The sequence below is a fragment of the Crossiella sp. CA-258035 genome, assembly GCF_030064675.1.
Taxonomy (GTDB): Bacteria; Actinomycetota; Actinomycetes; order Mycobacteriales; family Pseudonocardiaceae; genus Crossiella.
On record NZ_CP116413.1, the window covers coordinates 7,487,130 to 7,501,547 of the forward strand.

Here is a 14,418-nt window from a genome sequence, read left to right on the forward strand (position 1 = left end):
GGCGGTGCCCCGGCTGGGGCTGGGGATGGGGGACGGCGAGCCCGGCGGCGGGTACGGGCGCGCGGTGGGTCAGCGTAATCCAGGAGGGGCTGGTGTGCGACGATGGGCATGTAGACGAGCTACTTGTCAGGTGGAGGGAAAGATCGTGGCAAGCGCACCCGCCTCGGAGCACGACGAGCCCTCGGCCGAATGGGGCTGGCACGGGCACTTCCCGCGCGCGACCAAGATCATGGGCTGGTTCTCCGTGGTCGCCATGCTGGGCATGCTGATCGGCAACCACACCGGCTGGAACGAGGACGTCTACCTGGTGCTCACCGCCGCGGTCATGGCCGGCGCGCTGATCCGCTGGCAGATCAAGGACCGCACCTCCTGGCGCAGCTGACCCAGCTTCGCCCGATGTACCGGACGTGAACCCTCCGTATAGGCCCTTGGCCTAAGGTCGCGGCCATGAAGCCGAGGGGCATCGGCCGGGGGCGCGCGCCCATGGCACTCACCGCACTGACCGTGGTGGGTGCGGTGGCGCTGGCGCTGACCGGCGCGGCCAAGCCACAGGGCGGGGCGGACTTCCAGCAGAGCGGGCACTGGGTCTACAACGCGGTGCTGGGTGGCGTGTTCCACCTCGACGGCGCGACCGGGGCGATCGACGCCAGGGCCGAGGTGCCGGAGGCCGAAGCGGGCAGTCCGGTGGTGCAGGGCAGCACCGGGGGCTACGTCATCGGCCGCAGCCGGATCATCGAGTTCGGCAAGTCGACGCTGCGGGTGGAGCGGAGCACACCCGCGCCCTCGGCGGAGGCGCCGGTGACGCTGGAGGTCCCCGGTGGCCCGTACGTCATCTACCGGGAGTCCGGGAAGATCGTCTGGCTGGGCGGGGAGACCGCCACCGTCTCCGCCGACGGCAAGCTCGGCGACCCGGTGGCCACCGCGGACGGCACGGTCTGGCTGCACCGGCCGGACAACGGCGCGGTCTGCAAGCTGGTCAAGGGCGCGCTGCGGCTGGACTGCCCGGCGAGCACACCGAAGGGGCAGACCGGGGCGCTGACCGTGGTCGCCGACCGGCCGGTGTTCGTCAACACCGCCACCGACACCGTGCACGCCATCGGCGAAGCTGGGCTGGGCGAGGGCGTGCCGGTGGGCGCGGACCTGCCGCCGAGTGCCCGGCTGGCCAGCACCGACGTGGACGGCCGGATCGCGGTGCTGGACGGCGCGGCCAAGCGGATGCTGCTGGTGGACATCGGCGGCCCGAACCGGACCGGGCCACCGGCCAAGCCCGCGGTGGTCAGCCTGCCGCCGGGTGACTACACCGACGTCGAGTCCTCCGGGCAGACCGTGGTGGTGGTGAACAAGGCCACCAACGCGGTGCTCACCTTCGACCGCGCGGGCAAGCCGCTGCGGGAGACCACGATGCCGCCGGGCGGGACCAGGGTCAGCCGCGGCGAGGACGCCAGGGTCTACGTGGACAGCGCGGACGGCGGGCACGTGGTCGCGGTGGACCACGACGGCCGGGTCACCCCGGTGCCGATCAGCGGCGACAAGATCACCAGCAGCAACCAGCCGCAGCCGCCGCCCGCGGAACCGACCCTGACCGGCGGGCCCGGCCCGACCACCGGTGCCGGACCGACCACCGGGCCGCGGATCCAGCCGCCGCCGAAGCTCCCGCCACCGCCCCGTTCCACCACCGTCCGGCCGGTCCAGCCGACCAGCGCGAAACCGCCGGTCGCCCCGGCCAGTCCGCCAGGGGTGCCGACCAGCGTTCGGGCCAGCTCCGGCGACCGGCAGCTCACCGTGGACTGGGGCGCGGCCGCGGCGAACGGGGCCCCGGTGTCGGCCTACCTGGTGACCTGGACCTCCAGCGCGGGCGGCTCCTCGAAGCGGGTCGGCGGCGGCACGCGCTCGACCGTGCTGACCGGCCTGGCCAACGGGACCGCGTACACGGTGACCGTGGTCGCGGAGAACCGGGCCGGGCGCGGGCCGGGCGGACAGGCCACGGCCAGTCCGGTCGCGCCGAAGCCGCAGCGCTCCATCCAGCTGAGCCGGGGCACCCCGGAGCTGTACAAGGACGACTGCACCCACCTGCCGGACAGCGCGAAGATGCGGGTGACGCTGCGCGGGTTCGCGCCGAACACCAGCGTCAAGGTCATCCCCTACTCCAGCAACCCGCGGTACTCGAACGAGGGCCGGACCGTGCGCACCGACGCGAACGGCACGCACAGCTTCGAGGCCTTCCACTACTGCCAGGTCGGCAGGCAGGTGTGGGTGGTCGCGGACGGTGTGAAGTCCAACACGATCACCTGGGAGCGCCGGTGAGCCGGTTGACCCGGCGTGGCGTGGTGGTGCTGGTGCTCGCGGTGCTGCTGCTGACCGCGGGCGTGCTCGCCGGACATCCGCTGCTGCGGGCGCTCGGCGGGCTGTGCGCCGGCGCGCTGGTCGCGGCGGTGGCGCTGACCGCGCGGCGGCCCAGCGTGGTGGTGACCAGGGAGGTGTACCCGGACCGGGTCGAACGCGGCCGGCCGGCGCTGGCCCGGCTGCTGGTGCGCAACCAGGGCCAGCGGCACCAGCCCGCGTTCACCGCGGCCGACCGGCTCGGCGACGGACAGCACGACGTGCGGGTCAACGCGCTGCCGCCGGGCACCGAGGCCAGCTACCACTACGAACTGCCCACCCAGCGGCGCGGGCGGCTGCCGGTGGGCCCGCTGGTGCTGGAGCGCACCGACCCGCTCGGCCTGGCCCGCGGCAGGCTGACCGCGGGCGAGTCGGCCACGGTGTGGGTGCACCCGCGCCGCCACCCGCTGCGGCTGCCGGCCAGGGGCACGCCCCGGCACCACCACGAGGGCCGGGTGGCCGAGGACCTGCACGGCTCGCTGGACCTGCGCGAGGTGCGCGAGTACCAGCCCGGCGACGAGGTGCGGCACCTGCACTGGAAGGCCGCGGCGCGCACCGGGCAGCTGATGGTCCGCCAGTACGCCGACCCGGACCAGCCGCGGCTGACCCTGTTGCTGGACACCAGGTCGCGCTCGCTGACCCCGGACGGCTTCGAGGAGGCGGTGGAGGTGGCGGCCTCGGTGCTGCACGCCGCCGCGCTCGGCGGGCAGCGGTGCCGGCTGGTCACCTCCGGCGGGCTCGATCTGTCCACTTCGGACGGTGCGACCGCGGCGCGGCGGCTGCTGGACGAGCTGTGCGAGCTGGGCCAGGACCAGGAGACCGCACTCGCGCCGGGCGCGCTGGCCAGGGCGCGCGGCGGGGACGGGGCGCTGGTGGTGGTGACCGGCGGATCGCTGGACGAGGCGGTGCTGGCCAGGCTGCGTGGGCGGTACCCGGCGACCACGGTGGTGGCGCTGGGGGTCGGCGCGGGACGGCCGGTCGGGCGGTTGATCAGGGCGGCGGACGCGGCGGAGGCGGTGAGCCAGTGGAACGCGACCTCGGCCGGACGCCGGTGAAGGCCGGTTCCCTGGACCGGGCAGGTGAACGGCTGACCCTGGCCGGGGTGCTGCTGGCCGGCGCCCTGGCCGGGCTGCTGTTCGCGCCGGTGTTCGGCCTCGGCGTGCTGCTGCCGTCGGTGCTCACCGTGACGCTGGTGCTGGCCGTGGGCGCGGAGCTGGTGGTCAGGATTCCCGCGCTCATCCCGTGGCGGCCGCTGCTGCTGGGCGTGGCCGGGCTGCTCGGCATCGTCGAGTCGGCCCTGTTCGGCACCACGCTGGCCGGGCTGCCGACCGGGGACACCGTGCGGGCGCTGGGCGCCGGGCTGGTCGACTCCTGGCGGCTGACCCTGGAGTCCACCTGGCCCGCGCGGCCGGAGCCGGAGCTGCTGCTGTTCGTGCCGTTGCTGGTGCTGGCCGCCGGGGTGCTCGGGATCGAGCTGGCGCACCGGTTCCGGGGGCCGCTGCCCGCGCTGCTGCCCAGCGCGGTGGTGCTCGGCCTGAGCCAGCTGTACGCGGCCGCGACCGGCGGGTTCGCCCTCGCCGCCGCGCTGGGTTACGCCGCGGCCTGCGCGCTGGCGCTGGTGCGCGGGCAGGTCCGGCCGGTGGCGCTGGTCGTGGTGGCCGCGGCGGCACTGGCCGGGTCCGGCGCCGGGCTGCTCGCCGATCCGCTGGGACGGCCCGCCTACTCACTCCAGGACGAGCGGCCCGCGCCGCTGCCGCCCGCGCCGACGGTCAGCCCGCTCACCGAGATCGCGGCCCGGCTGCGCGAGCCGGACCGGGCGGTGTTCAGCTACACCAGCCCGGCGCCGGTGGACCGCTGGCCGCTGGCGGTGTTCACCGAGTTCGACGGGGTGAACTGGCGCACCGGCGGGGACTTCCAGCGGCTGGGCGCCGAGCTGGCCCCGCCGCCGGGACTCCTTGACCCGCAACGCCGCGAGGCCCACGTCAGCACGCCGCCGGGGAGCGGGCGGTGGCTGCCCAGCCAGTCCTGGCCCGCCGCGGTGAGCGGGACCGACCCGCTGGTCGGCCCGGCCAGCGGCATGCTGTTCGGGCCCGGCGGCGCGGTGGACTACCGGCTGTCCTGGTGGGAGCCGAAGGCCGAGGGCCTGCTGGAGGCGCCGATCGACCCGGATGTACCCGGCTGGCAGGGCGGGATCGGCGAGGTGCCGCCGGGGATGGCCGAGCTGGCCGAGCAGGCGACCAGGGGGCTGCGCGCGACCTTCCAGACCGCGTTGCAGCTCCAGCGGTTCTTCACCGAGCACTACCGGCTGGCCGCCGGGGCCGAGCTGCCCACCGGGCACGGCTGGCCGCAGCTGGAGCGCTTCCTGTTGCACACCAAGCAGGGCACCAGCGAGCAGTTCGCCGCCGCCTACGTGGCACTGGCGCGGCTGCGCGGCATCCCGGCCCGGCTGGCGGTCGGCTACGCCGCGCCGGCCACCAGCGCCGCGGACGGGCGCTGGGTGGTGCGCAACCGGGATGTGCTGGCCTGGCCCGAGGTCGCGGTGCGCGGCTTCGGCTGGGTGCCGCTGGACCCGACCGAGACCGCGGCCCGCTCCACCGCCACCGGTGGGCTGGCCGACCTGACCGCGCGGGCCCGGCAGAACCTGCCCTCGCCGGAGGCCATGCGCAATCCGGAGCTGCCCGCCGCGGGGGCCGGGGACGAGTCCGGCGAGGCGGGTCCGGGCAGCTGGTGGTGGCTGCTGTGGGCGCTGCCCGCGCTGGTGCTGGGACTGCCGGTGCTGTGGGTGCTCGGGGTGCCGCTGCTGCGACTGCTGCGGCGGTGGCGACGGCGGCGGGCCACCGGCACGGCCGCGGTGGCCGGCGCGGTGGCCGAGGTGCGGGACCGGTTGCGCGCCTTCGGGATCCCGGTCACGCCCGGCATGACCGTGCGCGATCTGGCGATGGCGGCCGGGCCGGGCGCGGACCGGTTCACCGCGGAGAGCGTGCGGCTGCTGGCCGGCACCGTGGACGCCGCGCTGTGGTCCGGCACCCAGGTCACCGGCGAGCTCGCCGACCGGGCCTGGGACGCCGAGCGGCAGGTGCGCAAGAGCTTGTCCCGCAACGGTTCCCTGCGCGCCCGGCTGCGCGCGGCGCTGGACCCGCGGACCGGCTGACAGCTTCCGGCCAGCACGGCCCGCGCGCGGCCCGGCCTGGCCAGCATGGGGCGGTGACTCGAACCACCACCCTGCTCCCCCTGCTGGCGGGCGCCGCCGTGCTGCTGGCGGGCTGCGCCCCGGACGCGCCCGCCCCGGCCCCCTCTTCGGCGCCGCCCGCCTCCTCCGCTTCCCCGCCGTCGTCGCCGTCACCGCCGCCGAGCACGCAGCCCGAGCCGCCCCCGCTGCCCACCGGGGCCGCGGACGGCCGGAACCTGACCGCCTGCACGGACGGGAGCTGCGAGGTGCTGGTCAGCAAACCGGCCTCGATCCGGCTCAACCCCAAGCTCCAGGTGCGCACCCTGCGGATCGAGTCGGTCGAGGCGGACGCGGTGACGCTGAACCTGACCTTCCCCTCCGGCAACGGGGTGAAGTACGCCTGCGAGGGCGGCACCCAGTGCACGGCGGTGGGTGGCACGTCGAGCTCGGAGCCGTTCGCGCAGGCCGTCGCCAAGGCGGGGGCGCGGATCACGGTGAACGGGCTGCGGGTGGAGGTGGTGGCCGCGCACGAGGGCACGGCCGTGCTCCGCCTGACCCCGGTCTAACGCTGGGAGACGCTGTGCAGGAACGGGTCGAAGTCCAGGTCGGCGGTCTCCGGGCCGGCTCCGGCCGGCAGGAAGTCCCGCACCAGGTCGAACACCTGGCGCTGGGCCTGTTCCACCGCGCGCTGGATGGTCTCCACGATGTCCTCGGCCAGCCGCTGGGAGTCGGGGTCGCGGAAGATCCGCGGGTTCAGCTCCAGCTCCAGCACCTCGCCGCGGGCGCCCACGGTCGCGGTGATCAGCCCGTCCGGTGAGTCGGCGGTCGCGGTGATCTCCCGCATGCCGTCCCGCACCTCGCGCACCGCGTCCACCAACTGTCGCATCTGCTCGTCGCGCACTGTCGCCTCCTCGCCTGTGGTGGCCTCAGTGTGCTGCGGCACAACAAGATCCGAGCTCGGCTGACAGCTTGCGGCCAGCACCGGCCACACCGCCGCGCCGGGGGCGGACCATCACAGAATGGGACGCCTTCGCCAGCTCGCCACCATCCTGACGGCGGCCGCGCCGCTCTGCCTCACCGGCGGGCTCGCGCACGCCGCGCCGCCACCCGGCACCTGCCACAACCCGGCCCCCGCGCGCGCCGAGATCCCGGAACTGCCCTGGGCGCAACAGGTCCTGACCCCGGAGCGGGCCTGGCCGGTCAGCGACGGCGCGGGGGTGACGGTGGCGGTGGTGGACTCCGGGGTGGACGCCGACCATCCGCAGCTGGCGGCGAACGTGTTGCGGGGCAAGGACTTCTACTACATCGGCGGCCTGCCGGGGAACTTCGACTGCGTGTCCCACGGCACCGCGGTGGCCGGGATCATCGCCGCCGGCGGGGCGGGCAAGGCCGGGTTCCGCGGGGTGGCGCCGGGGGCGAAGATCCTGCCGGTGCGGGTCAGCGACCGGGACCTCACCGAGGGCGGCGGCGCGGCCGCGATCGACCCGGCGGTGCTGGCCCGCGGCATCTGGTGGGCGGTGGACCAGGGCGCGAAGGTGCTCAACCTGTCGCTGTCCGGGCCGGTGGACAACGCGCTCATCCGGGACGCGGTGGCGCACGCGGTCAGCAAGGACGTGCTGGTGGTGGCCGCGGCCGGGAACCAGCAGCAGCAGGACAGCCAGCTGGTCGGACGGCCCTCCTACCCGGCGGCCTATCCCGGGGTGCTCGGCGTGGGCGCGATCGACATCGACGGCGCGCGGCTGCCCGCCTCCCAGCTCGGCGAGTTCGTCGACCTGGTCGCACCGGGCGCCAAGGTGCTCGGCACCACCCGCGCGGGCGGGCACTCCTACTTCACCGGCACCAGCTTCGCCGCGCCGTTCGTGGCCGGCACCGCGGCGCTGGTGCGGGCGCGCTGGCCGGAGCTGTCCGCGGCCGAGGTGACCAGGCGGCTGCTGGCCACCGCCACCCCGGCGCGCGGCGGCAAGGACAGCCCCGGCTACGGCACGGGCGTGGTCAACCCCTACCGCGCGGTCACCGACGTGCTCTCCGCGGCCGCCCCGGTCCCGCTGCCCCCGATGGCCCACCCCGCGCCGGATCCGGACCTGCTCAGCGCGCGGGCCTGGTGGCGGGCCGCGGGCGAGCAGGCCAAGGTGTGGACCGCGGCCGCGGTCGGCGCGGCGCTGCTGGCGGTGCTCATCGCGGCGCTGCTGCCGCGCGGTCGGCGGCGGGGCTGGGCGGCCGGCCTGCCCGATCCGCTGCCCGCCGCGCCCGGCCGCGAGGAGGAGCTGCCCGAGCAGGTGTTCCTGCTGCCGCCACCACCCGCGGAACGCTGAGCACGCGAAAGGCCCCGGTCGCCGAGCTGGCGGACCGGGGCCTGCGCGGGCAGATCAGCCGATCGAGGTGCTGCCGATCCGGGCGATCGACTGCTGCAGGGCGGTCTGCAGGTTCGAGTTGGTGTTCTGCACCCCGGCGCGGATCTGCTCGACCAGCTGCTGCCGCTGCTCGCTGACCTGCTTCCACGCCTGGTGCACATCGCCGAACTGGCCACCACCGGAGTCCGTCCAGTCCGAGCCGGTGATACCCGCCGCCTGCGCCATCTGGTCCATCTCGGACTGGATCTGATTGATGGTGGCGAGCAGCTGCTGGGCGAATCCGTCGAGCTGCCCGAAGTTTCCGCGAACGATGTCGACCATTTCCGGCTCCTGTTCAGTGAGTGGTCAGACCGGCGAAACCACCGGCGGAATCCTGGTCCTGCTGCTCATAGGTGCGGGAGGCGAAGGTGACGTTCTCGCCCAGCTCGGTCAGCGAGGCCACCACCCGCTGCACCCCGGTCACCCAGTTCGCGAAGGCCTGGTCGAAGCTGACCTTGGCCTGCCCCTCCCAGGCGCCGCTGAGCGCGTCCGCCTGGGACATCGCCCGCTGCTTGTGCCCGTCGATGCTCTGCGCGATGTTGTTCGCGGTACTACCGGTCTGCGCGATTCCGCTGATCGCACCATGAATTTGCCCGGACATGCCGTGCTCCCCTCTTTCGCGGCGGTGTGTTCGCCTGGCGAACGCTAAAGCGCGCCGGCCCCCGGCACGGCGGTCACGGCACCTTCCTGCCACGGCCATTTCGACGGCCGCGCATTACCGGAGGATTTGATTCCCAGTCCGGTGAAGGAGGATTGTCGTGGCGACCATCGTGGTCCGGCGGCCGCAGCGCAGGCCCGCGCCGGAACTGCCTGCCGGCGAGCTGCTCATCGAGGCGCCGCCGGAGATCCCGCCGCCGGCTGGGCGGCAGTGGCAGCAGGCGCTGATGATGCTGCCGATGATCGCCGTGCTCGGCGCCTCGGTGCTGATGTTCTCCGGGTCGGCGGCCGGCCCGCTGCGCTACGTCGTCCTGGGCCTGTTCGGCGTGGCCGCGCTGGGCATGATCGTGATGACCTTCGTCACCGGCGGCGGGCCCAGCAAACGCGAGATGGGCCTGGCCCGGCGGGCCTACCTGCGCGGACTGTCCCAGCAGCGGCTGCGGGTGCGGCGCACCGCGCACCGGCAGCGGGACGCGCTGGCCTACCTGCACCCCGAGCCGCAGGCGCTGTGGTCGGTGGCCGCCGGGTCCCGGCTGTGGGAGCGGCGGCGGGACGACCCGGACTTCGCGGTGGCCCGGATCGGGGTCGGCGCGCAGAGCCTGTGCACCACCCTGATCGCGCCGGAGACCAAACCGCTGGAACAGCTGGAACCGTTGTCCGCCTTGGCCTTGCGCCGGTTCATCAGCACCTTCACCGCGATTCCCGGGCTGCCGCTGGCGATCGCGGTCACCGGGTTCGGCCGGATCCACCTGCGCGGGGACAGCGACCGGGCGGTCGGGCTGGCCAGGGCCGTGGTGGCCTCGCTGGCGGTGTTGCAGACGCCGGAGGACCTGCGGATCGCGGTGTGCGCGGGCCGGGACGAGCGGGCGGACTGGGAGTGGGTGAAGTGGCTGCCACACGCGCTGCACCCGGAGAAGACCGACGCGCTGGGCCTGCTCCGGCTGGTCGCGCCGACCGTGGCCGGGGTGGAGGCGATGCTGGAGGACCTGCTCGCCCAGCGCCGCCGGTTCGACCCCGATGCCGGACACCCGGCCGGGATGCCGCACCTGGTGGTGGTCATCGACGGCGGGTCCACCGCGGGCTCGGACCACCTGATGACCGGCGGCGGCGTCGAGGGCGTCACCGTGCTGGACCTGACCACCGCGCCGCCGAGGGCGCTGGATCGCGCGGCGGTGGTGCTGGAGGTGGCCGCCGACGGCGCGCTGAGCAGCGAGACCATCGACGGCGAGACCGAGCTGGGCACCGCCGACGACCTGGACGCGGTGGCCGCCGAGGGCCTGGCCCGGCAGCTGGCCCCGTTGCGCGGGGTGGACGGCGGCCGCGGTGAGCAGCCGCTGAGCGCCTCCCTCGGCCTGGCCGAGCTGCTCGACATCGGCGACCCGTACCTGTTCGACCCGGCCCGCACCTGGGTGCAGCGGCCGAACCGGGACAAGCTGCGGATCCGGTTCGGGGTGCGCGCCGACGGCACGCCGATCGAGATCGACCTCAAGGAGTCCGCGCAGGACGGCATGGGCCCGCACGGGCTGCTGGTGGGCGCGACCGGCGCGGGCAAGAGCGAGCTGCTGCGCACCCTGGTGCTCGCGCTGGCGGTCACCCACCCGCCCAGCTCGCTGAACTTCGCGCTGATCGACTTCAAGGGCGGGGCCACCTTCACCAAGCTGGACCGGCTGCCGCACACCAGCGCGGTGATCACCAACCTGGCCGAGGAGCTGCCGCTGGTGGACCGGATGACCGACGCCATCAACGGCGAGCTGATCCGCCGCCAGGAACTGCTGCGCGCGGCCGGGAACTTCTCCTCGCTGCGCGACTACGAGAAGGCCCGCGCGGCGGGCGCGCCGCTGCCGGAGGTGCCCACGCTGTTCGTGGTGTGCGACGAGTTCAGCGAGCTGCTCTCGGCCAAGCCGGACTTCATCGACATGTTCGTCCAGATCGGCCGGATCGGCCGCGCGCTGGGCGTGCACCTGCTGCTGGCCAGTCAGCGGCTGGAGGAGGGCAGGCTGCGCGGCCTGGACACCTACCTGTCCTACCGGATCGGGCTGCGCACCTTCTCCGAGGCGGAGAGCCGGGTGGTGCTCGGTGTCGGCGACGCCTTCGCGCTGCCGCGCGCGCCCGGCCACGGGTTCCTCAAGTCCGGCACCGAGCCGATGGTGCGGTTCCGCTCGGCCTACGTCTCCGGGGTGCACCGCCGCGCCGAACCGGGCGCGCACCCGGCCGGGCACCGCGCGCCCGCGCTGATGGCCTACTCCACCGCCTATGTGGCCCCGCCCGCGCAGGCCCCGGTGGCCACCCCGGCGGAGGATCCGGACGAGGCGGTCGGGGAGAGCCTGCTGGACGTGCTGGTCGAGCGGTTCGAGGGCAAAGGCGTTGCCGCGCACCAGGTGTGGCTGCCGCCGCTGGCCGAGTCGCCCTCGCTGGACCAGCTGCTCGGCCAGCCGGTCGAGGACCCGGTGCGCGGCCTGGCGGTCACCGACCCGAGGCTGGCCGGACGGCTGCTCGCGGTGGCCGGCATCGTGGACCGGCCGCTGGAGCAGCGCCGGGACCACCTGGTGCTGGACCTCTCCGCCGCGGCCGGGCACGCGCTGGTGGTCGGCGCCCCGCACAGCGGCCGCAGCACCGCGCTGCGCACCCTGATCACCAGCCTGGCGCTGACCCACACCCCGCGGGAGACCCAGTTCTACTGCCTGGACTTCGGCGGCGGCACCCTGGGCACGCTCGGCGGCCTGCCGCACGTGGGCGGGGTGGCCGGGCGGCAGAACCCGGGCGCGGTGCGCCGCACGGTGGCCGAGGTGGTCACCGCGCTGACCCACCGGGAACGCCTGTTCGCCGAGCACGACATCGATGGCATGGCCGAGTTCCGCAGGCTGCGCGCCGAGGGCCGGTTCGCCGAGGAGGCGCACGGCGACGTGTTCCTGGTCATCGACGGCTGGGCCACGCTGCGCAAGGAGTTCGAGGACCTCGAGGACCAGGTCGCCGACATCGCCGCCCGCGGCCTGTCCTACGGCGTGCACCTGCTGGCCAGCTGCGGCCGTTCCTTCGACCTGCGCCCCAACGTGCGGGACCTGTTCGGCAGCCGGGTCGAGCTGCGCCTGGGCGATCCGCTGGACTCGATGGTGGACCGGGCCAGCGCGACCGCGGTGCCCGAGCACGCGCCCGGCCGTGGCGTCAGCACCAGCAAGCACCAGCTGCTGTTCGCGCTGCCCCGCATCGACGGCGGCACCGACCCGCGAGACCTGCCCGCCGCGGTGGCCGAGCTGGTCGCCAGCGCGGCCCGCGCCTGGACCGGGCCGCGCGCGCCCAAGGTCCGGATGCTGCCCGGCACCCTGGCCTACGCCGACCTGGTCGCGATGGATGCGGACAACCGCCTTGTCACCGGCATCGCCGAACGCGACCTGCGGCCGGTGCACTGGGACTTCAAGGCCGATCCGCACCACCTGCTGCTGGGCGGCCCGGAGTCCGGCAAGACCACGTTCCTGCGGGTGCTGGCCCGCCGCATCCAGCAGACGCTGACCCCGGACCAGGCGCGGATCGTGCTCATCGACCACCGCCGCGGCCTGCTCGGCGAGGTCGGCGCGCCCTACCTGCTCGGCTACGGCACCGACAAGGCCACCACCGGCAGGCTGATGACCGAGGCCGCCACCGCGCTCACCGAACGCCTGCCCGGCAAGGACATCACGCCGGAGCAGCTGCGCACCCGGAGCTGGTGGAAGGGCCCGGAGATCTTCGTGCTGGTCGACGACTACGACCTGGTCGCCAGCCAGTACGACAACCCGATGCTGCCGTTGCTGGACTACCTGCCGCAGGGCCGCGACGTCGGCCTGCACGTGGTGCTGGCGCGGCGCACCGGTGGCGCGGGGCGGGCGATGTTCGAGCAGTTCTTCACCGGGCTCCGCGACGTCGGCTCCCCCGGACTCCTGTTGTCCGGGGACAAGGAGGAGGGACCGCTGCTGGGCGGGCTGAAGGCGGAGAAGCTGCCGCCCGGCCGCGGCTGGCTGGTCGACCGCCGCGACTCGGCCCGCCTGGTGCAGCTCGCCTGGCTGCCGCCCGGCGAGGCGTAGGCACACGAGAGGGAGGCCCGGCATGGGCGAGTCACAGGAAGAGATCAACGGGCGGGTCAGCGCGATGCGCGCCTTCGCCGAGGAGCTGCGCCCACCGGAGTTCGCCCCGGTGCGCGCCGCCGCGAACGCCAGCAGCGGCGGCGGGGGCGGCGGCATGGCCGAGGGCGCCGCGTTCACCGCCGCGCACACCGAGGCCGCGGCCAAGGTCGCCGAGTTCACCACCTCGGTGGACCAGGGCTTCAGCGCGTACCAGCAGCTGGCCACCGGCGCGGCCGAGGACTACCGCGGCTACGACGAGGACAGCGCCCGGCAGATGCCGAACTGAGGGGGAGGTCATGGACTACACCACGATGGAGATCGAGCAGCAGGTCCAGCTGATCGAGGCGGAGGCGGCCGGCGGCCGGGTCCGGCAGATCACCGAGGCCCGCACCATGTGGACCACGCTGAACAACCAGCTGTCCCTGGCCAGTGAGAACCTGCACGGCAGCGGGCAGGACCTGGCGCCGAACTGGGCGGACAGCGCGGGCGCGCTCTTCGGCGACCAGGTCGAGTCGGGCGTGACCTCGCTGACCGAGTGGACCGAGCGCACCCGCACCGAGCCCGCGTCCACCCTGGCCAACCTGGCCGTCGCGCTGCCCCAGGCCCGCGCCGGCGTGCTGGCCACCTGGGAGTGGTTCCAGCAGGCGCTGAAGGCGGCCCCCGCCAGGGAAGCCGAGCTGCGCAGACAGGCCAGCCAGAACGCGGGCGTCCCGATGAACCAGCTCGCCACCCTGTTCACCCAGGCCGCCGAAGCCACCCGCAACGCCGTGGGCAGCCCCTGGCGCGGCCCCCAGGGCACCCCCGGCTCCCCGGCCCGCACCCTGGGCGACCCCTCGGCCCCCGGCACCCAGCCCGGCGGCCCACCCGGCAGCCCAGGCGGCCCGGCAGGCGGCCCGGCGACACCCCCCGGCGGCGCACCACCCGGCGGCGCACCCGGTGGCGCACCCCCCGGTGGTGCCGAACCCCCTGGCGGCGCTCCAGGTGGTGCTCCTGGCGGCGCTCCCGGCGGCCCCCCTGGCACCGGCCCAGGCCTGGCAGGCGACACCCCACCGCCGCCAGCCCCACCCAAGATCCCCGCCCCGCCCCCGATCCCGAACATCCCACCCGCGGCGAACATCCCACCCCCGCTGCCTCCACTCCCGCCGATCGCCCCGGTCCCCGGCGTCGGCGGCCTGGCAGGCGCCAAGGGCGGCGGTGGTGGTGGCGCGGGCGTCCCCAAGCCCCCCGCCATCCCCGGCCTCGGCGGTGTCGGCGGCGTAGCAGCCCTCGGCCACCAGCCCGCCTCCCGCACCATGGGCGCCGCGGCCAACCTCGCCCCACCCGCGGAAGCCCCAGCCGCCGCGACCGGCCCCGCCGGCGCCGCCAACGCCGCGAACGCGGCCCGCGCGGGCGGCATCCCGCCGATGATGCCGCCGATGGGCCACGGCATGGGCGGCGGCAACCAGGTCAAACCCGGCAGCGGCGCGGCCCAGGGCAAGGCAACGGCCCCCGGCAAGGGCGTCAAGCGCGGCCTGCCCGGCGTCCCGGCCAAGCTCAGCGGCGGCCTGACCGGCGGCCAGGTCCCCACCACCGCACGTCGCCGTCGCACCGAGGAACCGTCCAGGGTCGAGCTCCTGGACGAGGAGATGTGGCGCGTCGACCCCGGCCTGGACGCCGCCCCGGCCACCACCCAGCCCGACCCACCCCGAGGCCGCCGCCGGCCCCGCTGACGCGACCAGCGGAACCGTTG

12 protein-coding genes are annotated in these 14,418 nt (G+C 75.1%); 9 read left to right on the plus strand and 3 right to left on the minus strand.

The genetic code is table 11. From position 1 onward, the window contains the following. Positions 1 to 145 precede the first annotated feature (145 nt). The 5 genes from N8J89_RS33595 (at position 146) to N8J89_RS33615 (ending at position 6,114) form a co-directional block, all read left to right on the plus strand. Positions 146 to 382: a DUF2631 domain-containing protein gene (locus N8J89_RS33595; protein WP_283660994.1), complete on the plus strand. Its 237-nt coding sequence runs from the start codon at positions 146 to 148 to the stop codon at positions 380 to 382. 65 nt (positions 383 to 447) lie between these two features. After that, positions 448 to 2,304 carry a fibronectin type III domain-containing protein gene (locus N8J89_RS33600; RefSeq protein ID WP_283660995.1) on the plus strand — a complete coding sequence of 619 codons (1,857 nt, stop codon included), beginning with the start codon at positions 448 to 450 and terminating at the stop codon, positions 2,302 to 2,304. Then, a complete protein-coding gene (locus N8J89_RS33605) occupies positions 2,301 to 3,434 on the plus strand; it encodes a DUF58 domain-containing protein (RefSeq protein WP_283660996.1) in 1,134 nt (377 codons plus the stop codon). The genes N8J89_RS33600 and N8J89_RS33605 overlap by 4 nt, the downstream gene beginning before the upstream one ends. Beyond that, positions 3,404 to 5,530, plus strand: a complete 2,127-nt coding sequence (locus N8J89_RS33610) for a transglutaminase domain-containing protein (protein WP_283660997.1) — start codon at positions 3,404 to 3,406, stop codon at positions 5,528 to 5,530. The genes N8J89_RS33605 and N8J89_RS33610 overlap by 31 nt, the downstream gene beginning before the upstream one ends. A gap of 53 nt (positions 5,531 to 5,583) precedes the next feature. Next, positions 5,584 to 6,114 (plus strand): hypothetical protein, encoded by a 531-nt coding sequence (locus N8J89_RS33615; protein WP_283660998.1) that lies wholly within the window; start codon positions 5,584 to 5,586, stop codon positions 6,112 to 6,114. Here N8J89_RS33615 and N8J89_RS33620 read toward each other — a convergent pair. Continuing rightward, positions 6,111 to 6,449, minus strand: a complete 339-nt coding sequence (locus N8J89_RS33620; protein ID WP_283660999.1) for a YbaB/EbfC family nucleoid-associated protein — start codon at positions 6,447 to 6,449, stop codon at positions 6,111 to 6,113. The two genes, N8J89_RS33615 and N8J89_RS33620, sit on opposite strands and share 4 nt — an antisense overlap. Before the next feature lie 118 nt (positions 6,450 to 6,567). On the opposite strand from N8J89_RS33620, the gene mycP reads away from it, so the two are divergent. Continuing rightward, positions 6,568 to 7,860 carry a type VII secretion-associated serine protease mycosin gene (mycP, locus tag N8J89_RS33625; protein WP_283661000.1) on the plus strand — a complete coding sequence of 431 codons (1,293 nt, stop codon included), beginning with the start codon at positions 6,568 to 6,570 and terminating at the stop codon, positions 7,858 to 7,860. Between the two features lie 54 nt (positions 7,861 to 7,914). Here the strand turns inward: mycP and N8J89_RS33630 are convergent, their stop codons facing one another. Together N8J89_RS33630 and N8J89_RS33635 are read right to left on the minus strand one after the other, a co-directional pair. Next, positions 7,915 to 8,220 (minus strand): WXG100 family type VII secretion target, encoded by a 306-nt coding sequence (locus N8J89_RS33630; protein ID WP_252486149.1) that lies wholly within the window; start codon positions 8,218 to 8,220, stop codon positions 7,915 to 7,917. A 13-nt stretch (positions 8,221 to 8,233) separates the two neighbouring features. Beyond that, on the minus strand, positions 8,234 to 8,539 hold the full coding sequence (locus N8J89_RS33635) for a WXG100 family type VII secretion target (RefSeq protein WP_252486148.1): 306 nt from the start codon (positions 8,537 to 8,539) through the stop codon (positions 8,234 to 8,236). Positions 8,540 to 8,696: 157 nt separating this feature from the next. On the opposite strand from N8J89_RS33635, the gene eccCa reads away from it, so the two are divergent. Genes eccCa through N8J89_RS33650 form a run of 3 tightly spaced genes read left to right on the plus strand, consistent with a single transcriptional unit; the run spans position 8,697 to position 14,398 of the window. Next, complete coding sequence (gene eccCa, locus N8J89_RS33640; protein ID WP_283661001.1) at positions 8,697 to 12,650, plus strand: type VII secretion protein EccCa; 3,954 nt, start codon at positions 8,697 to 8,699, stop codon at positions 12,648 to 12,650. Positions 12,651 to 12,672: 22 nt separating this feature from the next. Next, complete coding sequence (locus N8J89_RS33645; protein ID WP_283661002.1) at positions 12,673 to 12,975, plus strand: hypothetical protein; 303 nt, start codon at positions 12,673 to 12,675, stop codon at positions 12,973 to 12,975. 10 nt (positions 12,976 to 12,985) lie between these two features. Beyond that, a complete protein-coding gene (locus N8J89_RS33650) occupies positions 12,986 to 14,398 on the plus strand; it encodes a hypothetical protein (RefSeq protein ID WP_283661003.1) in 1,413 nt (470 codons plus the stop codon). The last annotated feature ends 20 nt before the right edge of the window (positions 14,399 to 14,418 follow it).

What these genes read in the sequence shown, in the direction of transcription:
- N8J89_RS33600 (WP_283660995.1), top strand. Translation starts at nt 448, where the DNA reads ATGAAGCCGAGGGGCATCGGCCGGGGGCGCGCGCCCATGGCACTCACC.
- mycP (WP_283661000.1), top strand. Translation starts at nt 6,568, where the DNA reads ATGGGACGCCTTCGCCAGCTCGCCACCATCCTGACGGCGGCCGCGCCG.
- N8J89_RS33630 (WP_252486149.1), bottom strand. Translation starts at nt 8,220, where the DNA reads ATGGTCGACATCGTTCGCGGAAACTTCGGGCAGCTCGACGGATTCGCC.
- N8J89_RS33635 (WP_252486148.1), bottom strand. Translation starts at nt 8,539, where the DNA reads ATGTCCGGGCAAATTCATGGTGCGATCAGCGGAATCGCGCAGACCGGT.
- N8J89_RS33645 (WP_283661002.1), top strand. Translation starts at nt 12,673, where the DNA reads ATGGGCGAGTCACAGGAAGAGATCAACGGGCGGGTCAGCGCGATGCGC.
- N8J89_RS33650 (WP_283661003.1), top strand. Translation starts at nt 12,986, where the DNA reads ATGGACTACACCACGATGGAGATCGAGCAGCAGGTCCAGCTGATCGAG.